General features: G+C 72.5%; 29 protein-coding genes. 16 read left to right on the top strand and 13 right to left on the bottom strand.

Annotated features, from left to right (window positions below; translation table 11 throughout):
- Nucleotides 1-166: 166 nt before the first annotated feature.
- Complete coding sequence (locus ABT232_RS21110) at nt 167-835, bottom strand: HAD family hydrolase (protein ID WP_351842068.1); 669 nt, start codon at nt 833-835, stop codon at nt 167-169.
- 210 nt (nt 836-1,045) lie between these two features.
- Nucleotides 1,046-2,074: a PHP domain-containing protein gene (locus ABT232_RS21105; protein WP_351842066.1), complete on the bottom strand. Its 1,029-nt coding sequence runs from the start codon at nt 2,072-2,074 to the stop codon at nt 1,046-1,048.
- A gap of 137 nt (nt 2,075-2,211) precedes the next feature.
- Between ABT232_RS21105 and ABT232_RS21100 the strand changes: the two genes are divergently transcribed.
- Genes ABT232_RS21100 through ABT232_RS21090 form a run of 3 tightly spaced genes read left to right on the top strand, consistent with a single transcriptional unit; the run spans nt 2,212 to nt 4,349 of the window.
- On the top strand, nt 2,212-3,021 hold the full coding sequence (locus tag ABT232_RS21100; RefSeq protein WP_351842064.1) for an SDR family oxidoreductase: 810 nt from the start codon (nt 2,212-2,214) through the stop codon (nt 3,019-3,021).
- A gap of 25 nt (nt 3,022-3,046) precedes the next feature.
- Complete coding sequence (locus tag ABT232_RS21095; RefSeq protein WP_351842062.1) at nt 3,047-4,066, top strand: DNA topoisomerase IB; 1,020 nt, start codon at nt 3,047-3,049, stop codon at nt 4,064-4,066.
- 46 nt (nt 4,067-4,112) lie between these two features.
- The gene (locus ABT232_RS21090; protein WP_351842060.1) at nt 4,113-4,349 is read left to right on the top strand and encodes a hypothetical protein; all 237 of its coding nucleotides are present in this window, start codon (nt 4,113-4,115) and stop codon (nt 4,347-4,349) included.
- A gap of 18 nt (nt 4,350-4,367) precedes the next feature.
- Here ABT232_RS21090 and ABT232_RS21085 read toward each other — a convergent pair whose 3' ends face one another.
- The 5 genes from ABT232_RS21085 to ABT232_RS21065 form a co-directional block, all read right to left on the bottom strand.
- Nucleotides 4,368-5,600, bottom strand: coding sequence for a ricin-type beta-trefoil lectin domain protein (locus ABT232_RS21085; RefSeq protein WP_351842058.1), 1,233 nt, complete (start codon nt 5,598-5,600; stop codon nt 4,368-4,370).
- A 147-nt stretch (nt 5,601-5,747) separates the two neighbouring features.
- The gene (locus ABT232_RS21080) at nt 5,748-6,305 is read right to left on the bottom strand and encodes a VanZ family protein (protein WP_351842056.1); all 558 of its coding nucleotides are present in this window, start codon (nt 6,303-6,305) and stop codon (nt 5,748-5,750) included.
- 88 nt (nt 6,306-6,393) lie between these two features.
- Nucleotides 6,394-7,044, bottom strand: a complete 651-nt coding sequence (locus ABT232_RS21075; RefSeq protein WP_351842054.1) for a DUF4230 domain-containing protein — start codon at nt 7,042-7,044, stop codon at nt 6,394-6,396.
- 118 nt (nt 7,045-7,162) lie between these two features.
- Nucleotides 7,163-7,537 (bottom strand): anti-sigma factor antagonist, encoded by a 375-nt coding sequence (locus tag ABT232_RS21070; protein WP_351842052.1) that lies wholly within the window; start codon nt 7,535-7,537, stop codon nt 7,163-7,165.
- 246 nt (nt 7,538-7,783) lie between these two features.
- Nucleotides 7,784-8,734, bottom strand: coding sequence for an NADP-dependent oxidoreductase (locus ABT232_RS21065; RefSeq protein WP_351842050.1), 951 nt, complete (start codon nt 8,732-8,734; stop codon nt 7,784-7,786).
- 71 nt (nt 8,735-8,805) lie between these two features.
- Here ABT232_RS21065 and ABT232_RS21060 point away from each other — a divergent pair, with 71 nt between their 5' ends.
- The 7 genes from ABT232_RS21060 (at nt 8,806) to ABT232_RS21030 (ending at nt 15,437) form a co-directional block, all read left to right on the top strand.
- Nucleotides 8,806-9,762, top strand: coding sequence for a GlxA family transcriptional regulator (locus ABT232_RS21060; RefSeq protein ID WP_351842048.1), 957 nt, complete (start codon nt 8,806-8,808; stop codon nt 9,760-9,762).
- Nucleotides 9,763-9,951: 189 nt separating this feature from the next.
- Nucleotides 9,952-10,806 (top strand): hypothetical protein, encoded by an 855-nt coding sequence (locus ABT232_RS21055; protein ID WP_351842046.1) that lies wholly within the window; start codon nt 9,952-9,954, stop codon nt 10,804-10,806.
- A 265-nt stretch (nt 10,807-11,071) separates the two neighbouring features.
- Nucleotides 11,072-12,781, top strand: a complete 1,710-nt coding sequence (locus ABT232_RS21050) for an ATP-binding protein (RefSeq protein WP_351842044.1) — start codon at nt 11,072-11,074, stop codon at nt 12,779-12,781.
- Between the two features lie 5 nt (nt 12,782-12,786).
- Nucleotides 12,787-13,197, top strand: coding sequence for a roadblock/LC7 domain-containing protein (locus ABT232_RS21045; protein WP_097222428.1), 411 nt, complete (start codon nt 12,787-12,789; stop codon nt 13,195-13,197).
- The gene (locus ABT232_RS21040) at nt 13,194-13,604 is read left to right on the top strand and encodes a DUF742 domain-containing protein (protein WP_351842041.1); all 411 of its coding nucleotides are present in this window, start codon (nt 13,194-13,196) and stop codon (nt 13,602-13,604) included. The genes ABT232_RS21045 and ABT232_RS21040 overlap by 4 nt, the downstream gene beginning before the upstream one ends.
- Complete coding sequence (locus tag ABT232_RS21035) at nt 13,585-14,190, top strand: GTP-binding protein (RefSeq protein ID WP_351842039.1); 606 nt, start codon at nt 13,585-13,587, stop codon at nt 14,188-14,190. The genes ABT232_RS21040 and ABT232_RS21035 overlap by 20 nt, the downstream gene beginning before the upstream one ends.
- Nucleotides 14,187-15,437, top strand: a complete 1,251-nt coding sequence (locus ABT232_RS21030) for a cytochrome P450 (protein ID WP_351842037.1) — start codon at nt 14,187-14,189, stop codon at nt 15,435-15,437. Before ABT232_RS21035 ends, ABT232_RS21030 begins: the two co-directional genes overlap by 4 nt.
- Nucleotides 15,438-15,559: 122 nt before the next feature.
- On the opposite strand, the gene ABT232_RS21025 is transcribed toward ABT232_RS21030, so the two are convergent.
- Nucleotides 15,560-16,591, bottom strand: a complete 1,032-nt coding sequence (locus tag ABT232_RS21025; RefSeq protein ID WP_351842035.1) for a 7-epi-alpha-eudesmol synthase — start codon at nt 16,589-16,591, stop codon at nt 15,560-15,562.
- Between the two features lie 325 nt (nt 16,592-16,916).
- Between ABT232_RS21025 and ABT232_RS21020 the strand changes: the two genes are divergently transcribed.
- Both ABT232_RS21020 and ABT232_RS21015 read left to right on the top strand, forming a co-directional pair.
- Nucleotides 16,917-17,642, top strand: a complete 726-nt coding sequence (locus ABT232_RS21020) for a class I SAM-dependent methyltransferase (RefSeq protein ID WP_351842033.1) — start codon at nt 16,917-16,919, stop codon at nt 17,640-17,642.
- 159 nt (nt 17,643-17,801) lie between these two features.
- The gene (locus ABT232_RS21015; RefSeq protein ID WP_351842031.1) at nt 17,802-18,194 is read left to right on the top strand and encodes a VOC family protein; all 393 of its coding nucleotides are present in this window, start codon (nt 17,802-17,804) and stop codon (nt 18,192-18,194) included.
- Nucleotides 18,195-18,362: 168 nt separating this feature from the next.
- Here the strand turns inward: ABT232_RS21015 and ABT232_RS21005 are convergent, their stop codons facing one another.
- Nucleotides 18,363-19,145, bottom strand: a complete 783-nt coding sequence (locus ABT232_RS21005) for a helix-turn-helix domain-containing protein (RefSeq protein WP_351842029.1) — start codon at nt 19,143-19,145, stop codon at nt 18,363-18,365.
- Between the two features lie 194 nt (nt 19,146-19,339).
- On the opposite strand from ABT232_RS21005, the gene ABT232_RS21000 reads away from it, so the two are divergent.
- Nucleotides 19,340-19,765 carry an isomerase gene (locus tag ABT232_RS21000; RefSeq protein WP_351842027.1) on the top strand — a complete coding sequence of 142 codons (426 nt, stop codon included), beginning with the start codon at nt 19,340-19,342 and terminating at the stop codon, nt 19,763-19,765.
- Nucleotides 19,766-19,827: 62 nt separating this feature from the next.
- On the opposite strand, the gene ABT232_RS20995 is transcribed toward ABT232_RS21000, so the two are convergent.
- Complete coding sequence (locus ABT232_RS20995) at nt 19,828-20,136, bottom strand: DUF4235 domain-containing protein (RefSeq protein ID WP_351842159.1); 309 nt, start codon at nt 20,134-20,136, stop codon at nt 19,828-19,830.
- Between the two features lie 31 nt (nt 20,137-20,167).
- Nucleotides 20,168-21,187, bottom strand: coding sequence for a glutathione S-transferase family protein (locus ABT232_RS20990; RefSeq protein ID WP_351842025.1), 1,020 nt, complete (start codon nt 21,185-21,187; stop codon nt 20,168-20,170).
- A 105-nt stretch (nt 21,188-21,292) separates the two neighbouring features.
- On the opposite strand from ABT232_RS20990, the gene ABT232_RS20985 reads away from it, so the two are divergent.
- Nucleotides 21,293-22,399 carry a cation diffusion facilitator family transporter gene (locus ABT232_RS20985; protein ID WP_450871732.1) on the top strand — a complete coding sequence of 369 codons (1,107 nt, stop codon included), beginning with the start codon at nt 21,293-21,295 and terminating at the stop codon, nt 22,397-22,399.
- 76 nt (nt 22,400-22,475) lie between these two features.
- On the opposite strand, the gene ABT232_RS20980 is transcribed toward ABT232_RS20985, so the two are convergent.
- Together ABT232_RS20980 and ABT232_RS20975 are read right to left on the bottom strand one after the other, a co-directional pair.
- Nucleotides 22,476-22,919 (bottom strand): nitroreductase family deazaflavin-dependent oxidoreductase, encoded by a 444-nt coding sequence (locus ABT232_RS20980; RefSeq protein WP_351842023.1) that lies wholly within the window; start codon nt 22,917-22,919, stop codon nt 22,476-22,478.
- Nucleotides 22,920-23,055: 136 nt separating this feature from the next.
- Nucleotides 23,056-23,610 (bottom strand): TetR/AcrR family transcriptional regulator, encoded by a 555-nt coding sequence (locus tag ABT232_RS20975; protein WP_351842021.1) that lies wholly within the window; start codon nt 23,608-23,610, stop codon nt 23,056-23,058.
- Nucleotides 23,611-23,750: 140 nt separating this feature from the next.
- Between ABT232_RS20975 and ABT232_RS20970 the strand changes: the two genes are divergently transcribed.
- Nucleotides 23,751-24,209: a nuclear transport factor 2 family protein gene (locus ABT232_RS20970; RefSeq protein ID WP_351842019.1), complete on the top strand. Its 459-nt coding sequence runs from the start codon at nt 23,751-23,753 to the stop codon at nt 24,207-24,209.
- A gap of 22 nt (nt 24,210-24,231) precedes the next feature.
- Nucleotides 24,232-24,759 (top strand): flavoprotein, encoded by a 528-nt coding sequence (locus tag ABT232_RS20965; RefSeq protein WP_351842017.1) that lies wholly within the window; start codon nt 24,232-24,234, stop codon nt 24,757-24,759.
- The last annotated feature ends 83 nt before the right edge of the window (nt 24,760-24,842 follow it).

Below are 24,842 nucleotides of genomic sequence, written 5' to 3'. Positions count from 1 at the left end.
GGCGGTCGCCTCTCGGCGAAAGGCTCCACAGGGCTTCAGCCGAACGATCGTCCCTGTGGGCAAAAGGTGAGGCCCGGGGACACTGTCCCATCCGTACCCACGGACGGTTCAACGGACAACCACTCGGATGTGTTCCGTCCTCCGCCGCCGCGCGCGGTGATCCGCGTCACGTCGTGGGTGCCAGCGGACTGTCCGCCAGGGACGCCAGCAGCTGCGCCGGGTCGTCGTACACGACGTCCGCGCCCGCCGCCTCCAGGTCGGCGCGTGGAATCCCCCCGCACAGCACTCCCACACAGCGCACCCCGGCCCTGCCGGCCGCCTGCATGTCCCAGACGGTGTCCCCGACGAACACCGCCCGCTCGGCCGGCACCCCGGCCAGTTCCAGGGCCTGTTCGACCGGTTCGGGCGAGGGCTTGCCCTCCGCCACGTCCTCGGCGCTCGCGGTGGCGGCGATCGCCTCGTCGGCGTCGATGGCGCGGCGCAGGGCGGAAAGTTCCGCGCCGCTCGCGGAGGTGGCGAGGACGACCGTCCAGCCGTCGCCGTGCAGCCGCCGCAGCAGGTTCCCGGCGTCCGGCAGCGCGGGCAGCCGGTCGAAGTACTGCCCGTACAACGCCTTGTGCGCGGCGTTCAGCGCCTCGTCCTGGTCCGTGTCGCGGTCCTCGCCGAGCAGATGTGCGATCAGATCGGTGGAGGGAAGCCCCACCGCCCGGTGCACGGCGTGCATCGGCACCCGGTGCCCCGCCTGGCGGAACGCCTCCCACCAGGCCGTGACATGGAGGTGATTGGTGTCGACCAGCGTCCCGTCGACATCGAACACCGCCGCGCGTTCCTTCATCCACCGCTCCTTCCGCGCCCGTGACACATCACCTCACGAGCAAGTCGCCCAACCGGCAGGCCGCCGAACCGGCACGTCGCCTCACCGTCGAAGCCGTCTCGCGAGCACGGCGTCCCACGGGACAGGTCGTCCCACGGGCCAGGTCGCCCCACGAACCGGTCGTCCCACGGACAGGTCGTCGCGTGAGCACGTAATCGCACGAGTACCACCTCACGCCCCCGGCACTCGCCCTTCCCGGGTCCACGCCAGCAGTTCGTCCGCCGACCAGGACGTCACCACCCGTTCGGGCGGCACCCCGCACTCCTCCGCGCGGGCGCATCCGTTGATCTGCCAGTCCAGCTGTCCGGGCGCGTGGGCGTCGGTGTCGACGGCGAACAGCACTCCCGCGTCGACGGCCCGGCGCAGCAGCCGGCGGGGCGGGTCCAGGCGTTCGGGGCGGCTGTTGATCTCCACCGCGGTGCCCGCCTCGACGCACGCGGCGAACACCTCGTCCGCGTCGAACTGCGACTCGGGCCGGCCCCGCCCGGTCACCAGCCGCCCGGTGCAGTGCCCCAGCACGTCCGCGTGCGGATCGCGTACGGCCCTCACCATCCGGCGGGTCATCGCGCGGGCGTCCATGCGCAGCTTGGAGTGCACGGACACCACGACCACGTCCAGCCGGTCCAGCAACTCGGGCTCCTGGTCCAGCGAGCCGTCGTCGAGGATGTCGCACTCGATGCCGGTGAGCAGCCGGAACGGCGCCCAGGTCTCGTTGAGCCGGGCCACCACGTCCAGTTGCTCGCGCAGCCGCTCGGGGGACAGGCCCCGGGCCACCGTGAGCCGCGGCGAGTGGTCCGTGAGGACCGTCCACTCGTGGCCCAGCCCGATCGCGGCCCGGCCCATCTCCTCGATCGGGCTGCCGCCGTCCGACCAGTCCGAGTGCGTGTGGCAGTCCCCGCGCAGCCGGGCCAGCAGTTCCTCGCCACCCCGCTGCGGGCGCGGCGCCATCGCCTCGCTCTCCAGCTTCTCCAGGTATCCCGGCACCTGCCCGGCCAGCGCCTCCCGCACCACCTGGGCGGTCTTCGGCCCGACGCCCTTCAGCGACTCCAGCGATCCGGCCTCGGCCCGCTGCCGCACCTCGTCGTCGGACAAGGCCGTCAGCACCCGCGCCGCCGTACGGAAGGCACGCACCCGGTACGTCGGCGCCAGGGACCGCTCCAGCAGGAAGGCGATCCGGTCCAGGGCCTCGACGGGATCCATCGCCACCTCCTCGTCCAGGCCTCCAGGGTTCCCCAGCCCCCGCGGCCCCGCACTCCGTACCCGGATCGTTTGTCCGCCCGCCTGCCGGGTACTGCCGACATCCGCAGGGCGCCGACGTCCGTACGAGGAGGGCCGCGATGTCCGTTCCGACCGCACGACACCCCAAGGTCGCCGTGATCACCGGCGCCGACTCCGGCATCGGCCGGGCCACCGCCGTACGGCTGGCCCGTGCGGGTCTGGACGTCGGCATCACCTGGCACAGCGATCTGAAGGGCGCCGAGGAGACCGCCGAGGAGGTCCGCGCCCACGGGCAGCGCGCGGAGGTGGCGCACATGGACCTCACCCGGCTGCCCGAGGCGGTGGACGCCGTGGACGAGCTGGCCGACCGGCTCGGCCGACTCGACGTGCTGGTCAACAACGCCGGCACGGGCACCGCCACCCCCTTCCTCGACCTGGAGCTGTCGGACGTCCGCTCGGTCCTCGACATCGACCTCGTCGGGCCCTTCCTGTGCGGGCAGCGGGCGGCCCGGCGCATGATCCGGCAGGGCGACGGCGGCCGGATCGTCAACGTCACCTCGGTGCACGAGCACCAGCCGCGGGTGGGTGCCGCCCCGTACTGCGCCGCCAAGGGCGGTCTCGGCCTGCTCACCCAGGTCATGGCACTGGAACTGGCCGAGTACGACATCACCGTGAACGCCGTCGCCCCCGGCGAGATCGCCACTCCCATGACCGGCCAGGAGGACACCGACGTGGAGACCGAGCGGCGTCCCGGCGTACCGCTGGGCCGGCCCGGTGACGCCCGCGAGGTCGCCGCCGTGATCGCCTTCCTCGCCGGCTCCGACGCCTCGTACGTCACCGGCGCCTCGTGGACGGTCGACGGCGGCATGCTGCGGATGGGCCCGCAGGCCGGTTCGCATCTGACCGCCGACGACTGGCGGCGGCCCTGAGAGCGCCCCGGACGGTCCCGACACCATGCGTCTGCGCAGCAGCGACTCGGAGCGGCCCGGCTTCACCCGGGTCCGCCACGGCCGGGGGTTCCGCTATCTCGACACCCACGGCGATCCCCTGACCGACCCGGACCAGCTGGCCCGCGTCCGCGCCCTGGCCGTCCCGCCGGCCTGGCGTGACGTCTGGATCTGCCCCTGGGCCAACGGCCACCTCCAGGCGGTGGGCACCGACGACGCCGGGCGCCGGCAGTACCTGTACCACGAGGAGTTCCGCGCCCGCCGCGAGCAGGCCAAGCACGAGCACGTCCGCGAGGTCGCCGCCGCCCTGCCCGAGCTGCGCCGCAGGGTCGCCGCCGACCTGTCCGGCCGCGGCCTGAGCCGGGAGCGGGTCACCGCCTGCGCGGTCCGCCTGCTCGACCTGGGCTTCTTCCGCATCGGCAGCGACCGGCACACCCGCCGCAGCGCGACCTACGGCCTGACCACGATGCTGCGCGAGCACGTCCGCTGCGGGCGCGGCGAGATCGCCTTCAGCTATCCGGCCAAGGGCGGCACCGCGATGGTGCGGGCGCTGGTGGACGACCAGGCCCACACGGTGGTCCGCTCCCTGCTGCGCCGTCCGCCGCGCGGCGGGGAGCGGCTGCTGGCCTTCTGGGAGCGGCGCGCCTGGCACGATCTGCGCGGCGCCGACCTCAACGAGGCGCTGCGCCGGCTGTCCGGGACCGAGATCACCGCCAAGGACTTCCGCACCTGGCACGCCACCGTGCTGGCCGCCGTCGCGGTGGCGGTGACCGCCGTGGGCGGTCGTGCCGCCCCGGCGACCCGCCGCCGGCAGGCGGCGCGAGCGGTGCGCGAGGTCAGCCACTACCTGGGCAACACGCCCGCGGTGTGCCGGGCCTCGTACATCGACCCACGTGTCTTCGAACTGTTCGAGCAGGGGAGGACGATCGCCCCCACGCTCAGCCGGCTCGGCGAGCACGGCGACTTCGGCCGGCCCGCCACCCAGGGAGCCGTCGAGGCGGCGGTCCTCGACCTGCTCACCGGGTGACCCGTGTCCGGATGCCGATGGCCGGAACCGTCCTACGCTTTATGGCATGACCGAAGTCGCGAGCCCGCATATGTCCCACCCGCGGATCATGGTGCTCGGTGTACAGCCGGGCAGTCCGCCGTTCCGCATCATGGAGATCGACGGTGAGGTCGTCGGTCAGGCCAGAACCGTCACCGACGTCCTGGAGACCGCCGCCGCCTTCGGCATCACGGTCCACGACCTCGACGACCCGGAGGTGGTCCGCTGGGTGGGCGGCGACAAGTTCACCTGGAAGCCCCGGTAGGTCCGGCGGCGGGTGCGGTCAGCCGACCGTCCACTTCTGGTTGGCGCCGCCGGTGCAGGTCCAGATCTGCAGCCGGGTGCCGTTCGCCGCGTTGTTGCCCGTCACGTCCAGGCACTTGTCGGCCTGTGGATTGACGATGTCGCGCGCCGCGGTGACCACCCACTTCTGGTTGGGGCCGCCGGTGCAGTCCCACAGCTGGACGGTGGAGCCGTCCGCGGTGCCGTTGGCGGTCACGTCGAGGCACTTGCCGAGCGCCCGGAGCGTGCCGTCCGCGCCGACGGTCCACTGCTGGGCGGCGGTGCCGTTGCAGTCGTAGAGCTGGACCGGGGTGCCGTTGGCGGGGTTCGCGCCGGCCACGTCCACGCACTTGCCGGCCAGGCCCCGGACGGCGGCGCCGACGGGCGTGCCGCCGGTGGTCACCGAGACGTGGTCGACGACCAGCTGCTGCGGGAGGACGGTGGAGCCGTCCGGGTCGCCGGGCCAGTAGCCGCCCACCGCGAGATTCAGGATCAGGAAGAACGGCTTGTCGAACACCCACTGGCGGCCGCCCAGGTCGGCGGGCGTACGGCGCTGGTAGACCTGGCCGTCGACCGACCAGCTGATCGAGTCGGGCGCCCAGTCGACGGCGAAGGTGTGGAAGCCGTCCGCGAAGGCCTGCCCACCGGGCAGGGTGTAGCCGGCGCCTATGCCGCCGGAGCCGGAGTAGCCGGGCCCGTGCAGCGTGCCGTGCACGGTGGAGGGCTCGAAGCCGACGTTCTCCATGATGTCGATCTCGCCCGAGTTCGGCCAGCCGACCTGGCTCAGGTCGTTGCCGAGCATCCAGAACGCCGGCCACATGCCCTGACCGCGCGGGATCTTCATCCGGGCCTCGACGTGCCCGTACTGGGCGGTGAACCGTCCGGCGGTGTTGAGCCGGGCCGAGGTGTACTGACAACTGCCGTACCAGCACTGGTAGCCCGCCGGGTTCTCCCGGCGGGCGGTGATCACCAGATGGCCCTGGCCGTCCAGGGCGGCGTTGCGGGTGCCGGCCGTGTAGTACTGCCGCTCGTGGTTGTTGACGTTGTCGCCGGTCTCGGTCTGCCACTTCGAGGAGTCGACGGCCGTGCCGGCGGGCCCGTCGAAGGTGTCCTGGAACGTCACCGCCTGGGCGCCGGCCGGTTCGGCCCGGGCGGGGACGACCGCGGCGGAGGCGACCAGGAGAGCGGACAGCGCGCCGAGCAGGCATCTGCGGAGCAGGCGTGGGGAGGCCACGGCGATCCCTTCCGTACGGCACACCGGTGCACGGGTGTGCCGACTGAGGTGGGGGGTAAGGGCGTCCCCTTGATTCAAGACCTGAACTAAGCCTCCGTCAATGCACTGGTACGGACCAAGTCTGGGTCGGTGTGGTGCGCCCCGGTCTCAGCGGCGCTTGTGCACCGCGCGGCTCATCCGCCGGCCCAGCAGCAGATAACCCACCAGCGCGCCGGTCGAGTTGAGGATGACGTCGTCGATGTCGAAGGCGCGGCCGGTGACCATCGCGCCCTGCGCCAGCTCCACCATCAGCATGACGATCGCGGTGAGCAGCAGCACGCGCAGGATCCCGCGCGCCCGCGGGGCGAGGACCGGCACCAGGATGCCGAAAGGCACGCCGAGCAGCAGATTGCCGCCCACCTGCTTCACCGCGTCGCGCAGTGCGGGCTGGTCCAGATAGGCCTGGATCGAGCGGCCAGGACGCAGATTGCTGTGCGTCAGCGCCTCGGAGGCGGGGGAGGGCTCCAGGGTGAGCCGGGCCAGCACGACCGCGAACGCCACCATCATCACGAAGGCGCACACCATCGCCAGCGCGCGGCCCAGCATCGGCAACAGCCGCCGCGGCGGGCGTTGCTCCCGTTCCGCCGCCCGCTCCGCCTCCCGCGCCTCCTCCCGCTTCTCACCGGCGGGACGGGGCCGCGACGGCACAAGGGAACTCAAGCGCATGGCTGGCCACGCCATTTCGATCCTCCCGTTTCTCGACTTCCATGGTCACGGAGCCCGGTTACCCCCGGTACCGCGAGTCGACGCCGGGTCAGGCGCCGTAGACGACGCGGACCTTCTCGAAGCCCAGTGAGCCCAGCAGGCCTTCGAGCATGTCGGTGGTGTTCTTCTCCGCCCGCGCGGTCAGCCCGCTCTCCTTCGCCGCGTCGCCGATGTGCCGCACCGCGAGCCGCTGGACGGCCTGTTCGCCGTTCGGGTTGTCCGAGAACAGATCGCCGAGCCGGTCCAGCAGGCCCCGCTGCTTGGAGACGGCGTAGGAGCGTTCGGGGTCGAGTGCGGGCGAGCCGAGCGCCGCGTGCGGCAGCCGCAGCGTGGCCGACGTGCGCTCCTCGTTCACGGTGACGTCGTTCTCGCGGACCTTGCCGAGGTCGACATAGGCGTCGACGGTGCCCGCGCCCACGTACAGGGTGCGGGTGCCGCGGAGCGCGTCCGGCAGGTACTTGGCGTCCTTCTCCAGGTCCACCACGACCTGGAAGTTGCCGGAGGCCGCCTCGTACCGGCTCATGTCCTGGATCGACTGGAGCAGCGCGGGTCCGGAGCGGTCGTGGGTCTCGGTGCCGAACACGTCCTTCAGGCCCGGCAGTCCGAGCAGCCGGAGCGCGGCGAGCAGCAGGACGAGCACCACCACCACGGCGGTCGCGGCCTTCGCCCAGCCCGGTATCCGTCCGAGAGAAGTCGTCATGGTGACGGGCCTCCTTCCTCCTCCCGTCCGGATGCCCGCCAAATTCCCTACCAGACCGCCGGGTTGGCGGATCTACGTCGATTGCGGGGGAGTGGGGGAGCGGACCGGAGGGGGTGGCCTACCGGGCCGGGCTCCCGGGCCGGTGCAGGGCCGCCTCGCGGGTGGGCAGCGGCGGCAGCAGCCGCGTCAGCCCCGCCACCCGGAGCACCCGCAGGACCGGCGGGTGGGCGCAGACCAGGTGGAGCCGCCCGTCACGGGCCAGCACCCGGCTGCGGGCCCGGTACAGCAGCCGGAGCCCGGACGCGTCGAGGAACACGGCCGGGCCGAGGTCGATCACGACCTGCGGCGCGGGCGCCGCCGTCGCCTCGTCCAGCCACGGGGCGATCTCCTCGGCCGCGACGATGTCGATCTCCCCGTGGAACTCCAGGACCGTGTGGCCACGGTCCTGGAGGACCCGCAGATAACGGGAGATCGGTGCAGGCTCCTGCTGCACGACGACATCGCCTCCAACCAGCCCCGAGTCGGCGCGCAACTGCGCGCCCTGCCCTGCAAGTTACCCTCGCGGACTGAATTTCAGCATGTTCGATTGACATATGTCTGTGAATTGCGGCCGAGTTCTTTCGTGTCGTGAACAAAGGCTGACAATCATGTCTCCGTCATGTCTCGGCCACGCCTCCGGCACGTCTCCGGCACGCCTCCCGCACGTGTCCGGCGGATGTCCGGCGGTCTCGGACCCGCGTCAGTCCACCAGCAGCACCAGCTTGCCGGTGGTCCGCCCGGTGTCACCGATCCGGTGCGCCTCGGCCGCCTCGGCCAGCGGGAAGGTGCCCGCGATCGTGGCGCGCAGGGCGCCCTCCTCGACGAGCCGCGCGATCTCCCGCATCCCGGCCCGGTCCGCGTCGACCAGCATCCGCACCGCCCGCACCCCGAGCCGCTCGGCCTCCCGGTGGAAGTCGTCCGAACCGACCGGCAGGATCGAGACCACGATCCCGCCCGGGCGCAGCACCCGCAGCGACCGCAGCGAGGTGTCGCCGCCGATGGTGTCCAGCACCACGTCGACGTCCTCGACCGCCTCGGCGAAGTCGGTCTCCCGGTAGTCGATCACCTCGTCCGCGCCCAGCTCCTTCACGAACGCGTGCTTGCCCGCGCTCGCCGTGCCGATCACATGGGCCCCGAGCGCCTTCGCGATCTGCACGGCCACGTGCCCGACCCCGCCGGCCGCCGCGTGGATCAGCACCCGCTGCCCGGGCCGCAGCTCCGCCCGCTCCACCAGCGCCTGCCAGGCGGTCAGCGAGACCAGCGGCAGCGCGCCCGCCTCGGTGTGGCCGATTCCGGCCGGCTTCGGCACCAGGGCACGGGCCGGCGCGATCACGTACTCGGCGTGCGAGCCATGGCCGAACGGGTACGGCAGCATGCCGAACACCTCGTCGCCGGGCTCGAACGCGGCCACGCCGATCCCGGTCGTCTCGACCACGCCGGAGACGTCCCAGCCGAGCACGAACGGCGGCTCGCCGAGAAAGCCCCCGGTGGCGCGGTGCTTCCAGTCGGTCGGATTGACCCCGGCGGCGCGCACCCGCACCAGCACCTCGTTCGGCCGCGGCGCCGGCCGCTCCGTCTCGATCTCGCGCAGCACCTCGGGACCGCCGAGGACGTCCTGACTGATGGCTCGCATGCTCTTCACATCGCTCATGGTGGACCAGCCTGCCCGGTGCCGCGCGTCCGCGAAATGGCAGGATTGCCAACATTCGATAGGATCATGCCATGCGAGGCGAACAGCGGACCGAACGGGTCGTGGTCCTGGCGCTCGACGGCGTCTACCCCTTCGAGCTGGGCATCCCCAGCCGGATCCTCGGCGCGGCCGACGGCCACTACCAGGTGCTGACCTGCACCGCCGACGGCCGTCCGGTGCGCACCAACGCGGACTTCACCATCGCCGTCGAGCACGGCCCCGAGCTGCTGGCCACGGCCGACACGGTGGTCGTCGCCCCCGTCGATCCGTACGCGCTGACCGCCGACCTCCCCGAGCCGGTGCGCGCCGCGCTCGCCCGCATCCGGCCCGGCACCCGGATCGTCTCCATCTGCACCGGCGCCTTCGTGCTCGCCGCCGCCGGACTGCTGGACGGCCACCGGGCGACCACCCACTGGCTGCTCGCCGACCACTTCCGGCGCCTGTACCCGCACATCCGGCTCGACCCCGATGTGCTCTTCGTCGACGACCACCCGGTCCTCACCTCCGCCGGGGCCGCCTCCGGTGTCGACGTCTGCCTGCACATCGTCCGCGAGGACCACGGCAGCCGGCTCGCCAACGCCGTCGCCCGGCGCTGTGTGGTGCCGCCGTTCCGGGACGGCGGCCAGGCCCAGTACATCGAGCAGCCTGTCCCCGAGACCGGCGCCGCGAGCACCGCGGCCACCCGCGCCTGGGCCTTGGAGCACCTCGGTGAGCCACTGGCCCTGGCCGACCTCGCCGCGCATGCCCGGATGAGCCTGCGCACCTTCGCCCGCCGCTTCCACGACGAGGTGGGCATCAGCCCCGGCCGCTGGATCGTCCAGCAGCGCGTGGCCCGGGCCCGGCAGCTGCTGGAGACCGGCGACCTGTCCGTGGACCAGATCGCCGGCCACGTCGGCTTCGCCACCGCCGCGTCCCTGCGCCAGCACCTGCACGCGGCGATCGGCGTCTCCCCGCAGGCCTACCGCCGTACCTTCCAGAAGGCCCGCTGAAGCCGCAGCGGCGGGATCCGTACGTCGGGCCACCGGACCGTCCGCCCATCCCTGCGGCCGCCCCCGAACCGAACGTTCCGCCCCGCTCTCGCGTCACAGGGTGGCGACAGACCTTCGGAGCCGCGGAGCTTCGGAGTCGCGAAGTCGCGGAGCTGGAAAGCCGCGGACTTCCGAGGAGAGGGGTGGCGGGTGCGCAGAGGACTGGTGGCGGTGGCGGTGCTGGTGAGCGTGGCGGCGGCGGGGGGCTGCGGCGACGGAGGGAAGGACGTCGTGGTCGAGGGCACACCCCCGGCCACCCCCTACCGAGGGCCGCTCCACGTGACGGCCCCGGACCTGGACGAGGACGGCCCGCGGGCCACCCGGATCGAGTCGGGGGCGGCCGGCCGGGCCCTGGAGTGCGACGGGGAGATCTACTCGGGCGGCGCGGGGGAGGTGTGGAGCGAGGGCGACGGCGGTGACACCCCGGAGGAGGGGCTGGCCGCGTTCTTCGACATCGAGCAGCCCGAACTGCCGCGCTCGGGATACCGGGTGGAGCGCGAGGAGGGCGGCCGCGTGCTGTTCTCCTACGACGTGGACGGCCGCACCAAGGTCGCGGTGATCGTCGCCGAGGACCGCGAGAACGCCCCCGGCTGGGGACCCGAGACCAGCGCCTCCTGCGACCCCGCCGAACTGCCCGCGAGTTTCACCGACTCTTTGGAGTACGAGGTGTGGACCGACGAGCACGGCGACCGCGTCCCGGTCACCCGGGTGCACAGCAGCGCGGGCGCGAGCCACTGCGACTGGCAGCGGGCCCACTTCCTGTCGGCCGGCCGCGACGCCGACGCCAGGCTGTACGCCCGCGACCCCGACGGCGTGCTCCCGGACGGGATGCTCACCTCGCCCTACGACGGCGACGTCCGGATGCCCGCCGACGCCCGCGACACCGGGTACCGGCGGGACGGCCGCGCCCTGTGGTTCACCCCCGACCGGTCGGTCGCGTACGTGCGCACCCCCGACGGGGCGGAGGCCTGGCCGAGGGTGAAGGACGGCCTGGGCTGCAAGTGACGGATCGGGTACCGGGGGGTGCTCGCGGGGACAACCGCACAGGTGAGTAAGGGTACTTGTCGACTCTCGCGCGGTTGGCGGAGAGTGACGGAACCCTCACCTCCGCAGCGGCCGTGAGGTTGATCCTTTAGCGATGAAACCAGATAAGCTCCCGACCGGCGCTGCGAGTTGACGCGATCGCGACGGGTCGGCTCACGGTGCGTACTCATGAGTGCGGTCCCCATGCACACCCCCCTGTTCGATTGTGTTGCCTCGAAGGATGCAGATGGAACTCGCCACTCCGCCGCCGGCGGCGCGGCCCCCTGTCGCCTGGTACAGCTGGTGGCTGATGCCACTCGCCTTAGGCGGCGGAACGGTTGCCGCCACGTTCATGAGCTCCGAGCGAATAGTCACGGCCGTGGCCGGTGCCGCCGCCACGGCGGCCGGTTCGGTGTGCGTACGCCTCCTCCTGCGTACCCGCGCCCAGCTCCGCCGCACGCAGGACGTCGCCCGCGCCGCGCAGGCCGAGCACTCCCAGCAGTGGCAGCAGCACGTGGCCGGCCTGGAGCACCGGCACGCCGCCGAACGCTCCGCCCAGGAGGCCCGGCTCGCCGAACAGGCGGAGGGCTACGAGGCCCGGCTCGCCGAACAGGCGGAGGGCTACGAGACCCGCCTCGCCGAACAGGCCGGCGGCTACGAGGCCCGGCTCGCGGAGCTGACCGAGAGCCACCAGGCGCGGCTCGCAGAGCAGACCGGCCACTGGCAGGAGCGGCTCGCCCACCAGCAGGCCGCGGTGTCCCGCCTCGCCGGCGAGCAGCTGCCCGACGCGCTGGCCCGGCTGCGGGCCGGCGACGCCATCGACGACCTGCTGCCCGCCGTGCGCCAGGACGCCGAGATCTCCCCGGAGCTCCAGGCCGACCTGCGCAAGGTGCTGCGCACCGCGCTGATCGGCGTCGAGGCGGAGTTCAACCGCTCCACCGCCGCCGAGCAGGCCGTCGTCGGCATCGGCAACCGCATCCACGTCCTCACCAGCAAGCTGCGCGGCCGGCTGCACGAGATGCAGGGCGAGCACGGCCGCCTCCCCGCCGTCGCCCGCGGCCTGATGGAGCTGGACCAGGCGATCGGCCCCGCCGACTGTCTCGCCGCCAGCATCGGTGTGCTCGGCGGTTCGGACCGCCCGGGACGGCAGTGGCAGGAGCCGCAGCGGCTGCTCAGCGTGGTCCGCGGCGGCATCGGCCGGATCAAGGAGTTCCACCGTGTCGACGTACGCCATCTGCCCGAACTGGGCGTGGACGGCGGTCTGGTGGACCACCTCACGCTGATCTTCGCGCACCTCCTGGACAACGCCACCCGCTACTCGCCGCCCACCGAACCGGTGATCGTCTCCGGCAAGGAGGTGCCCAACGGCGTCGGCATCGAGATCCAGGACGCCGGCAAGGGCCTGAACGAGGAGAAGAAGCGCGAGGCCGAGGAAGCCCTCGCCGGCACCGCCGCCGGACCGGGCCTCGGCGGCATCTCCGAGGAGGCCAACATCGGCCTGCGCGTCGTCGGCTCCCTCGCCCGCCGCTACGGCATCCGCGTCACCTTCGCGGACTCCCCCTGGCTCGGCACCTCGGTGGTGGTCGTGGTCCCGCACAAGTACTTCAGCGCGCTGCCCGCGGCCACCCCCGCCACCCCGGTCGCGGCCGCCGCCCCCGCCGCCGCGCCCCTCACGGTGTCCGCCCAGGTCCCGGCGGAGCCCGCCGACGACGTCGACACCACACCCGGCGGACTGCCCCGGCGCCGCAGCAGGCGCGGCGAGCCCGCCCGGCACGAGCCGGCCGAGCGCACCCGGCCGACCGAGGACAGCGCCGTCCTCGCCGTCCCGCCGGACGCCTCCTTCGCCGGCCTCGCCGCCTTCGCCACCGCCGGACGCCCGCCCGGCGACGACGGCCCCGCCGCCGCACCGACCGCCGGACGCGAGTCCGCAGAGCACCGCACTGAAGAGAGCGACTAGTCCACATGACGCAACAGGGAACCGACGTGAGCTGGGCGCTCCGCGATCTGGTGGAGAGCATCCAGGAGATCCGCTTCGCCCTCGTGGCCTCCAGCGACGGCAAGGCCATCACCTCCTACGGCGCCGAAGACCCCGACGACGTGGACCGCTTCGCGGCCGTGGTGGCCGGTCTCCAGGCCCTCGCCCAGCCGGTCGCCGAGCAGTTCCCCACCTACGCGGGACAACTGCGGCTGGCGATGATCGAGGTCGACGGCGGCCATCTCTTCGTGGTCCGCGCGGGCGTCGAGACCTATCTCGGGGTGCTCGCCCGCGAAGGCCTCGACCAGGGCCTGCTGGGTCATCAGATGAGGGACCTGGCCCGCAGGATGGGTGAACTCCTCGGCACCACTCCGCGCCTGGAGGAGCACTCTGGATGAGTGCTCCCCGCCGGCCGACGGACCCTCCCCCGAACTCTCGGCTTCGCTCGAACAGGGGGGACCCCCAGGGCCTCGAGCGTTACTACGTCCTCACCAAGGGGCGCAGCGGACCGGGCGGTTCGGCGTCGAGCCTCGACGTGGCGACCCTCATCGTCTCCCGCGCCGCCCCGGCGCCGGGCATGCAGCACGAGTACGCGGACATCCTGCGGCGCTGCCGCGAACCGCTGTCGGTGGCAGAGCTCGGCGCCCATCTGGGGCTGCCCTTCAACATTCTCGCGGTGCTCCTCGCGGACCTGCTCCAGGCAGGCCACGTCGAAGCCCGTGATCCCATCCCGGCGCACGGCGCCGGGCGCGGGCCCGACCTCGCGCTCCTGGAGGAGGTACTCAGTGGACTTGAAAGGCTTTGACCGGCCCGGCGCTCCGGCGTCCGGGGACACCCGCTCGGTGAAGGTGATGATCGCCGGCGGGTTCGGCACCGGGAAGACCACCATGGTCCGGTCGGTCAGTGACATCAAGCCGCTCACCACCGAGGAGACATTGACCCAGGCCAGCGTCGACGTCGACCACCTCATCGGCGTGACCGACAAGACGGAGACCACCGTCAGCCTGGACTTCGGCAAGATCAGCCTCAACGACAGCCTGATGCTGTACCTGTTCGGCACGCCCGGCCAGGAGCGGTTCTGGTTCCTGTGGAACGGCCTGTTCAAGGGCGCGCTCGGCGCGGTCGTCCTGGTCGACACCCGCCGGCTCGCCTCCAGCTTCCGGGCGATCGAGGAGATGGAGCGGCAGAACGTGCCCTTCGTCGTCGCCCTGAACGTCTTCCCCGACTCCAGGCAGTTCCCCGTCGAGGAGATCCGCGACGCCCTGGACATCTCGCCGGACATCCCGGTCGTCGCCTGCGACGCCCGCGACCGGGCCTCCAGCCGTGACGTCCTCGTCGCCCTCATACGTCACCTCAAGGAACGGTCCGCCGCAGCACTGGAGCCCCGATGAACGACCAGACGTTAAGCGGCCCCGACGCGCCGCGCGGATGCCCCTTCGGACACGGCGGGGACGACCTCACCCGGCTGTACGGGCCGGAGGCCGCGACCGACCCGGTCGGGATCTACGAACGGCTGCGCAAGGAGCACGGCACGGTCGCGCCGGTCCTGCTGGAGGGCGACGTCCCCGCCTGGCTGGTGCTCGGCTACCGCGACAACCGGCGGGTGCTGGACACACCGTGGCAGTTCAGCCGGGACGCCCGGATCTGGCGGGACTGGCGGGAGGGCCGGGTCGCGGAGACCTCGCCGCTGGTGCCGATGCTCGGCTGGCGGCCCGACTGCGTCTCCCAGGACGGCGAGCCGCACCGCAGGCTGCGCGGCGCCGTCACCGACGGGCTCCAGGCGGCGGCCACGCGCGGCATCCGGCGGCACGCCACGCACTTCGCCCACAAGCAGATCGACGCGTTCGCCGGGACCGGCCGGGCCGACCTGGTGGCGGACTACGCCGAGTACCTGCCGATGCTCGTGCTCACCCGGATCCTCGGGCTGGCCGAGGGGGAGGGGCGGCGGCTGGTCGAGTCCTGCGCGCAGGTCCTCAAGGGCGGTGAGGAGGCCGTCGTCCACAACGACCGGATCATCGAGATCCTCGGTGAACTCGCCGAGCGCAAGCGGTCCGAGCCCGGCTCCGACTTCACCACCGCGCTGCTGGAGCACCCGGCCGGCCTGGACACCGACGAGGTCATCAGCCATCTGCGGCTGGTGCTGATCGCCGCGCACACCACGACCAGCAACCTGCTGGCCCGGGTGCTGCAACTGGTCCTCACCGACGTGTCCCGGCTGTCCGGACTGATCGGCGGCCAGCTGAACATCTCCGCGGTGGTGGAGGAGGTCATGTGGAACTCCCCGCCGCTCGCCGTCATGCCGGGCCGGTTCGCCGCGGCCGACCTGGAGCTGGGCGGTCACCACATCGCGGAGGGCGACCTGCTGGTCCTCGGTCTCGCGGCCGGCAACACGGACCCCGAGGTGCGGCCCGACATCGGCGTCTCCGTCCAGGGCAATCAGTCCCACCTGGCGTTCAGCGCCGGTCCGCACGAGTGCCCCGGGCAGAACATCGGCCAGGCCATCATCGAGACCGGCGTCGACGTGCTGCTGCACCGGCTGCCGGGGCTGCGGCTCGCGGTACCGGCGGAGGAACTGTCCTCGACGGCCTCCACCTGGGAGTCGCGGCTGGACAGCCTGCCGGTGGAGTTCACCGTCTGAGGCCTGTCACCAGGACCCCGTCCGCCGCGTGCCGCCCGCCGCGCACGGACGCGCGCCCGGCCGAGGTCACAGGCCGGGCGCGCGACGGTGGCGCGGTCGGTGCGATCAGCGACGTGGCGCCGTCACACGGTCAGCAGATCGTCCACCGAGCCCCGGCCGGCGAGTTCGGCCGTGGCCACCGGGCCCTCCTTGGCGGCGGCGTACCGGCCGCTGGTGAGAGCCCACTCGTAGTTGCCGTTGATCCAGTGCTGGATGGCCTCCACGCCCATCCTCACCCGGGCCCGCTCCGCCGCGTCGAGGCCCAGCTCGTCGCACATGTCCGGGACGCGCGCCTCCAGCTCCAGGTACTCGGCCAGGCACGCGCTGGTCATGCGGTACGCCTCGGCGGCGGCGTCCTCCCAGGAGCAGCCGCGCTCTTCGCGCAGGACGCATATCAGGTTGTGGCCGTCGCCGCGGCGCCGCTCGCGCTCGAAGGAGTGGATGTCGTTCATGAAGCCGATGGTGTCGGCGGCCAGGTCCCGCATCCGTTCCATCAGCGGATGCGCCATCGCCTGCGCGGGCACTTCGAAGCGGCGGCTGCGCTCACCGGCGTCGATGCTGTGGTGGATGCCGACCGTACGGCGCCGGAACCCGGCGTACACGGGCAGCGCGAGGCCGCCGGCCAGGCCGTGCGCCGCGAGGTCGACCTCCTCGCAGTGCGCGACCAGGAACCGTCCCCAGGACGCGGCGAACCGGGACTGCCATGTCAGGGACATGCCATCCGAGAGGTGTTCCCAGACCTGCGCCCACGCCACGGTGATCGGGCACACCACCCGCGGCCGGCTGCCCGCCGGGCGCAGCGGGGTCACGATCAGCTCGCGCGCCACCTCGGCGATCCGGTCGGCGCGGTCGGGGCGACCGGCGTCGAACTGGTCGTCGAAGAGGAAGGCGAGGGAGAACCAGTTCATCAGCACGACCATGTCGTCCGCCGAGGCGTACGGATAGGTCCGGGCCGCGGCCTGCGGCAGATCCCACGACTGGTACTCGTCGAACCCTGTCTGGCTGCGCACCAGCCCCATCTCCCACACCCAGCGCAGGTGCCGCGCGCGGGCGTACTCCAGATGCGGGCTGACCGGAGTGTCGAAGGGGAGGTCGAACCGGACGTCCTGAGGCATGCGCTTCCTTTCGGGAGACGGACCGCAGAGCCCCCCGCCCCTGCGAGCGGGCGGCCGCGCTGCCGCCCACGCACTCGAACTGGCCTTCGTGGCTCGAAAGTTGAACCTAGAAGCGGTACGAGGCTGCCCCGAGCGTAAATGATCTACACAGCACAACGTCCGTGATCTCCGTTACTGCACAAGCCACTTGAGCTGCGTATACTCACTCGTCTCACTTCCGCACCGGCCTTGGCGTCCGGTGCCGGCCGGGCCCTAGAGCCCCGGCCGACCGAGTCCGGCGAAACCCGATGGCTCCTCGGGGCCCGCTCTGCATACGTTCGGCCGCATGGCTGACGACTGCTTCCGGCATCCACGACTCGCCGCGATCTACGATCCGCTGGATCCCGACCGCCGCGATCTCGACGCCTACCTCCGGACGGCGGAGGAGTTCGGGGCGCGGCGAGTCCTGGACATCGGCTGCGGCACCGGGGTGTTCGCACTGCTCCTGGCCGACCGCGGGATCGAGGTCGTGGGCGTCGACCCCGCCCGGGCGTCCATCGACGTGGCCCGGGCCAAGCCGGGCAGTGAACGCGTCCACTGGATCTGCGGAGACGCGACGGCCCTCCCGCCACTGCGCGTCGACCTCGCGACGATGACAGCCAATGTCGCCCAGGCCGTCGTCGACCGGGACACCTGGCAGAAGACCCTGCGAGGAACCCGCGAGGCACTACGGCCCGGCGGCCACCTGGTCTTCGAGACCCGTGATCCGGCCGGACGCGCCTGGGAGAAGTGGACCCGCGAGAACTCCCGCCGCGTGACGGAGATCCCGGGCGCCGGCTCCGTCGAGAGCTGGGTCCAGGTGATCGAGGTGAGCGGGCCCCTGGTGGCCTTCCGCTGGACCTACGTCTTCGCTGCGGACGGGCAGGTGCTGACCTCGGACTCGACGCTGCGCTTCCGGGAGCGCGAGGAGGTCGAGTCGGACCTGGCCGGGCACGGCTACGTGCTGCGAGAGGTGCGTGACGCGCCCGACCGGCCGGGCAGGGAGTTCGTCTTCCTCGCTCGACGCCCCTGATCCTCGGTCCGCCACGCCACCAGAACCCCGAGGGCACACGCTCGACGAGCGACGGCGGCGCGGCCCGCGCGGCGGCCGACTGAATCCGGTGGCGCGGGATATCCGCAAGGTACAAGGGCGCGGGGCGGACCCCCGGGTCCCGAACCCTGCGGAGGAGACATGCCATTGGTCAGCGCGGGCGTCGTGGTGCTCGACTGTGCCGAGCCCGACAAGCTCGCCGCGTTCTACAAGCAGCTCCTGGACGCCGAGGAGACCGAAGCGACCGCCAACCGGGTGGAGATACGCAGCCCCGACGGCACCCGGCTGGCGTTCCGCCGGGACGTCAACGCCACCCCGCCGAGCTGGCCGCGCCCCGAGAACTCCCTCCAGGCCCACCTGGAGTTCGTGGTCACCGACCTCGACGCGGCGGAACGCCGGGTCGTCACCCTCGGCGGCCGTCCCATCGACGCCCAGGACCCCGCCGGCACCTTCGAGTCCCGAGGCTGCGCCGACCCGGCGGGCCACCCGTTCACCCTCCGCCGCTCGGTGCCGGTGGGGCCCAAGCAGGGCTGAAGAGGGTCCGGGTGTCCTGCCCCTGAGTGCCGCGCCGTCCGCGGCCACCCGCGGCACCGGGGTGTCCGTGCGGTCGTCCCGCAGCGGTCCCACCGTGTCGGCCACCGCCTCGGGGAAGGCCGGCTCGGAGGGCCGTCCGCCCACTTCGACGACAGGCGCGGCCGGCGTTCACAAGGACTCCCGCAGCAACACCGCCGTGTGTGCGTCCGCGGGGAAGAACGTCTCGATGGCGATCTCGTCCAGCGTCACATCGCGCGGCGAGCCGAACACCGTCGTGGTGTACAGCAGGGCGAGTTCGCCGCGCTCCGTCGACATCCGCAGCGGAACGACCAGGTCGTCCGGGAACGCCTCGGCTTCCGTCCCGCTCCCGCCAGGGGCCGGATAGCTCTCCAGTTCCGCCAGCAGCTCGGCCAGACCGGCCGCCGAGGTGCGGTCCAGCTGACGCCGGACCCGGCGCAGCACATGGGCTCGCCACTGCGCCAGGTTGCGGATGCGGCCCGCCAGACCGTCCGGGTGCAGGGTCGCCTTGAGCACGTTGAACGGCTGCCGTGACGACGTGCCGTCGACATCGCCGAGGAACACTTCCATGGCCCGGTTCGCGGCCAGCAGTTCCCAGCGCACATTGACGGCGAGCGCGGGATTCGGCTCGTGGCCGGTCAGCACGGCCTCCACGGCGGCCCGCGCCGCGCCGAGGTCGGCGAAGGGCCGCTCGGGATGCACCGGGGCGAAACCCGCGGCCAGATAGAGCGCGTTGCGCTCCCGCAGCGGCACGTCGAGCTCGTCGCACAGGCGGCGGATCATGTCGCGGCTCGGATGGGCCCGGCCCGTCTCGATGCAGCTGAGGTGCCGGGTGGACAGCTCGGCGGCGAGCGACACGTCGAGCTGCGACCGGCGGCGCCGCTCGCGCCACCGCCGTACCAGCGTCCCGACGGGCTCGGTGGTCGTCGTCATGACGAAAGGGTCCACGGCCCGCACGGGGCACGGCAATGACCTCGCAGGTCATCGACAGCCGTCCGCGGCCGGTTCAGAGTCGGTCCCCGGCACGGTGCGCAGCCCGGCGACCCGTGCGACGACGCGATCGACGAGACGACGAGACGACGAGACGACGAGACGACGAGACGACGAGACGACGAGGGGACCACGCCATGACCGAGACGGCGGAACACATCCGAATGCGCGACGGAGCCGAGGCCGCCCTGGAGCGGTACGTGCGGTTCTGGAACGCCACCACCGAGCCGGAACAGCGCCGCCTCGCGGCGGCGGCCTTCACCGACGGCGTCGAGTACCGCGCCGAGATCGGCATCCTCAGCGGCGCACAGGCGTTGATGGACTTCCGCAACCGGTTCCTCGCCCACGTGGGCGCCGCCTCCCTCCGCCTGCGCGAACAGCCGAGGATCCACCACGACCGGGCCAGGCTGAAGTGGGAGATCCTGACCGGCGACGACGGGAACGCCACGTCGTTCGCCGAGGGAACCGATGTGATCGTCCTCGACGGGAACGGCCGGATCAGCGCCGTCACCGCGTTCCTCGACCGGGCACCGGAGGGGTTCGACCCGGCCGCGCAGCACTGACAGGCATACGCAGGGCCCGGGCCGCCGAGGGCCCGGGCCTCCTGGGAAGGGGGACGGTCGGGTCAGTCCCGGCCGCCCTTGTCCTTGGCCGGCCACACCCCGGTCGTACGGGCGATGGCCTTGGCGCCGGTGCGGTCGACCGCGCTGCGCACCGCGGCGAAGATGGCGCCCTGGATCGCGGCGGCCAGCAGGATCTCGCCCCAGCCGCGGTCCGGGTCGAGCGCGTCCGGCGCGTCCTCCTCGTCCCGGATCGCCATCCAGACCTTGCGGAAGGCGAGGCCCGCCAGCGCACCTCCCGACCAGCCCAGCAGCCAGCCGACCGGCTGGTAGACGGCGGGCAGTTTCCGCTTCTTGCTCTTGGCCACCTGCATCTCCTTCATCTCGTACGACGGTTGCGGGGGATCACGGCCGGCCCGCGGCCGGGACCTCCTCACCGGCCCGCACCGGCCCCGGCGGTGTGCCGTCCCCGAACGGGTGCCCGCCCAGCCGCTCACGGTGATGGGCTGTCAGCCAGCCGGACAGGTCCGGTCCGAGAGGCACGAGCCGGGTCGGGTTGATACCGGTGTGCACCTGGTAGTAGTGCCGCTTGATGTGGTCGAAGTCGACGGTGTCCCCGAAACCGGGGGTCTGGAACAGGTCGCGGGCGTACGCCCACAGCACCTCGTTCTCCGTCAGCTTCCAGCGGTTGCACTTGAAGTGGCCGTGATAGACGGCGTCGAAACGCACCAATGTGGTGAAGAGCCGGATGTCCGCCTCGGTGATCGTGTCCCCGACCAGGTACCGCTGCCCGGCCAGTCGCGGGGTCAGCAGCTCCAGCCGGCGGAAGACGTCGGAGCAGGCGGCCTCGTACTCCGCCTGGTCCGTGGCGAAGCCCGCCCGGTACACGCCGTTGTTGACGTCCGTGAAGACCTCCGCCATCACGGTGTCGATCTCGTCGCGCGACCGCTGCGGGTACAGGTCCGGCGCCCCTTCCCGGTGCAGGGCCGTCCACTCGGTGGCGAAGTCCAGGGTGATCCGCTGGTAGTCGTTGGTGACCAGCTTCCCCGTGGACACGTCGACGATCGCCGGGACGCTCACCCCGCCCGGATAGCCGGTCTCCCGCCGGTCGTACGCCTCGCTGAGGAAGCGGATGCCGAGCACGGGGTCGCGGCCGTCCGGGTCGAGACCGAAGTGCCAGCTCCGGTCGTCCTGCACGGGGTCGGTGATCGCCAGCGAGACCGCGGACTCCAGGCCCAGCAGCCGGCGCGAGATCACCGCCCGGCTCGCCCACGGACAGGCACGGCTGGCCACCAGCCGGTAGCGGCCCGCCGCCACCGGCCAGCCGTCCCGCCCGTCCGCGGTGATCCGGTCGGCGAAATGGCTTCTGGACCGCTTGAAGGACTTCCGGCCGTAGGCGCTGTTGCCGTCGCCCGCGCCGCTCATGCCTGGCTCCTCTCGTCATGTGGACCCTGTCCACCGGTGTCCCGAGTTCCCCCGTTCACGCGGTCCGCACGGTGTGATGCGAGCCGACCGGGGCATCCGGCGGTGGTGAGTGGGACATCCTCGAACGCAGACGGGCAGCAGCGGTCGGTATCGGACCGGGAGGGGCGCACACCGGATGAGGAGAAGCGGCGGGCCCTGGCGGCCGGCCCACGGCAGCCGCCGGGCGAGACACCCGCCGCCCGGCAGGCGGCGCACGAGGCAGCGCGCGAGGCGGACAGCAGGACACGGGTCACCGTGCTGGTGGCGCTGGCGGCCAATCTGGTGATCGCGGTCGCCAAGACGATCGGCGGCCTGCTCGCGGGCTCACCGGCCCTGCTGTCCGAGGCCGCCCATTCGGTCGCCGACAGCCTCAACGAGGTCTTCCTGCTGGCCGCGCTGCGCCGCAGCCGCCGCCCCGCCGACCGCCGCCACCCCTTCGGCTACGGCAAGGAACGCTTCTTCTGGTCGCTGCTCGCCGCCGTCGGGATCTTCATCATGGGCGGCTGCTTCTCCTTCTACCAGGGGGTGGAAGCTCTCACCAAGGGCACCGAGGAGAGCTTCGGCGGCTATGTGGCCGGCATGGTGGTGCTCGGGGTGGCCCTGCTCGCCGAGGGCGCCTCCTTGCTGCGGGCGCTGCACCAACTGCGCGGCCAGGGAGTCTCCGACGGACTGCGCGACCCGGCGCTGCGCACGGTCGTCGCCGAGGACGGCACGGCGGTGCTCGGCGTGACCCTCGCCCTCGTCGGGATGGCCCTGCACATGACCACCGGGCAGGTGGTGTGGGAGGCCTCCGCGTCGCTGGCCATCGGCACCCTGCTGGTGTACGTCGCCTACCGGCTGGGCCGGGACGCCCGCGACCAGCTGATCGGCGAGGCCGCCGACCCGGAGGCGAGCGGCCGGATCCGCGCCCTGCTGCGGGCCCAGCCGGAGATCGACAGCGTGGAGGCGCTGTTCACCATGAAGACGGGGATCGACTCGCTGCTGGTCGCCGCGCGCGTCGACCTGGTGCCCGGTCTGGACAGCGAGCGGGTCGAGGAGGTGGCGGTGCGGATCAAGCGCTCGATCGGCGGCACGGTCCCCGAGGCGGACCAGATCTTCCTCGATGTGACCGACCGGCTGGCGCAGGAGGCACGAACAAGCCCCGCCGCGACGGGGGAGCGCGGCGGGGCCTGACGTGCGGGTGCCCGGGGCGTGTGGTTCCATGCGCTCCGGGCCCGACTTTTTTCCGCGGGCGGTTCGCGCCGGCCGGTCAGTCCAGCGGTTCGAGCACGAACACCGGGATCTCGCGGTCGGTCTTCTTCTGGTAGTCGGCGTACGGCGGGTAGGCCGCGACGGCCCGCTCCCACCAGGCGGCCTTCTCCGCGCCGGTGACCTCGCGGGCCTTCATGTCCTTGAGCACCGTGCCGTCGCGCAGTTCCACCCGCGGATCGGCCTTGATGTTGTGGTACCAGACGGGGTGCTTCGGGGCGCCGCCCAGGGAGGCGACGACGGCATAGCGCCCCTCGTGCTCGACGCGCATCAGCGGGGTCTTGCGGATCTTGCCGCTTCTGGCGCCTCGCGTGGTCAGCAGGACGACGGGCATTCCGGTGTCCAGCAGGGTCGTGCCCTGGGTCCCGCCGGAGCTCTCGTACAGCTCCACCTGCTCGCGCACCCACTGGGTCGGGCTGGGTTCGTACTCCCCCTCAAGAGGCATGTCATCCGTCCCATCGTCGAGTTCACCCGGTCACACGTTCCGAACCGGACCGATCTGCACGGTGCTTCAACACCGCGGGCCGGTCAAATCATCCGCGCCGCGTCGGCGACTTCACGCCACCACGAGCGAGGCATGCTCAGGAGGCCGCGTCCACCAGCAGCCGCGCCGCCTCCCGGGCCTGGGCGGCCGGCTCGGTGCCGCCGGTGATGCCCGCCGTCACCATGGCGCCCTCCGCCAGCAGGAACAGCGGCCCGGTGAGCGCGGCGGGCAGCCCCGCGTCCGCCACCAGCCCGGCCAGGTAGTCCCGGAACGCCGTCTTGTGCGCCCGGACCCGCCGCTCCACCGCCGCCGAGGTGGCGCCCAGTTCGCCGTACGCGTTGATCCAGGCGCAGCCGCGGAAGCCGGGCTCGGCGAACCAGCTCTCCAGCCAGTCGAAGACGGCGAGCAGCCGCCGCCGCGGATCGTCGTGACCCGCCACATGTGCGGCGAGCCGTCCGCGCCAGCGGGTGTCGCGCCGCTCCAGGTACGCCTCGACCAGCTGCTCCTTGGCCGGGAACAGCTGGTACAGACGCTTGAGCGAGACCCCGGAGGCGCCGCGGATGTCGTCCATCCCGACCGACTGGAGGCCGCGCCCGTAGAAGAGGCGTTCCGCCGCGTCCAGGGCCTGTTCCCGGGCGACCGCGCTGTCCATGAGCAACCTTTCCTGGCCTGGTGCCGGCCTTCCGGCCGCGCCGCTCCCGGTCCTTCCTTGACGCGAGAACGAGCGTTCTCCTACGGTAGCAGCTGATGCGGAGAACGCTCGTTCTCCCGCCTGGCCGAACGGAGCCGACCATGAACACCCGCCCGCCGCTGCCGCCTTTCACCCGGGCGAGCGCCGCCCGGAAGGTGCAGGCCGCCGAGGACGCCTGGAACACCCGCGACCCGCACAAGGTGGCGCTCGCCTACTCCGAGGACTCGGTGTGGCGCAACCGCGACACCTTCGTCACCGGCCGCGCCGGGATCGTCGCGTTCCTCACCGCCAAATGGGCGCGCGAGCGCGACTACGCGCTGCGCAAGGACCTGTGGGCGTTCGACGGCAACCGCATCGCGGTCCGCTTCCAGTACGAGTCCCGGGACGCCGACGGCCAGTGGTGGCGGTCGTACGGCAACGAGCTGTGGGAGTTCGACGAGCACGGGCTGATGACCCGGCGCGAGGCCAGCATCGACGACGTGCGCATCGAGGAGCGGGAACGGCGGATCCACGGCCCCCGGCCGGAGGCGGAACGCGGACGGTCCTTCCCGCTGCGCTAGCTCGTTCGAGTACGTTTCCCCCGTGACCGAACAGGCCCGCAAACCCTTCCTCTACGTCGTCGTGTGCGCCGCCGGCATCGCCGCGGACGTCGGCCGGCTCATCAACGCCGCGCAGGAGCGGGACTGGGAGGTCGGCGTCATCGCCACCCCCGTCGCCCTGAACGGCTTCTTCGACACCGCCGCCGTCGAAGCCCGTACGGGCCGCCCCATCCGCTCCGCCTGGCGCACCCCCGGCGAACCCCGGCCCTTCCCCCCGCCGGACGCGGTGACCGTCGCGCCCGCCACCTTCAACACCATCAACAAATGGGCCGCGGGCATCGCCGACACCCTCGCCCTCGCCACCCTCAGCGAGGCGTACGGCCTCGGCGTCCCCGTCTCCGCCCTGCCCTGTGTCGCCGACGCCCTCGCCGCCCACCCCGCCTACCGGGAGAGCCTCGACCGTCTGCGCGGCATGGGCGTGCGCTTCGCCGACCCGCACCCGGGCGAGGCACGGGACGCCGCGGACTTCCCCTGGGAACACGCCCTGGACCTGCTCCAGCGAGCCCGGTAGCCGGCCGACCGGTCGGCACACGGCGGACGTCGGCGCCGAAGGGACGGCGTACGCTCCCCTCGGACCCCCACTCCGACGGCAGG

The organism is Streptomyces sp. NPDC001532 (assembly GCF_040298625.1).
Taxonomy (GTDB): domain Bacteria; phylum Actinomycetota; class Actinomycetes; order Streptomycetales; family Streptomycetaceae; genus Streptomyces.
The sequence above is the reverse complement of the archived record's forward strand: the minus strand, read 5'-3'. Positions and strand labels throughout refer to the sequence as shown.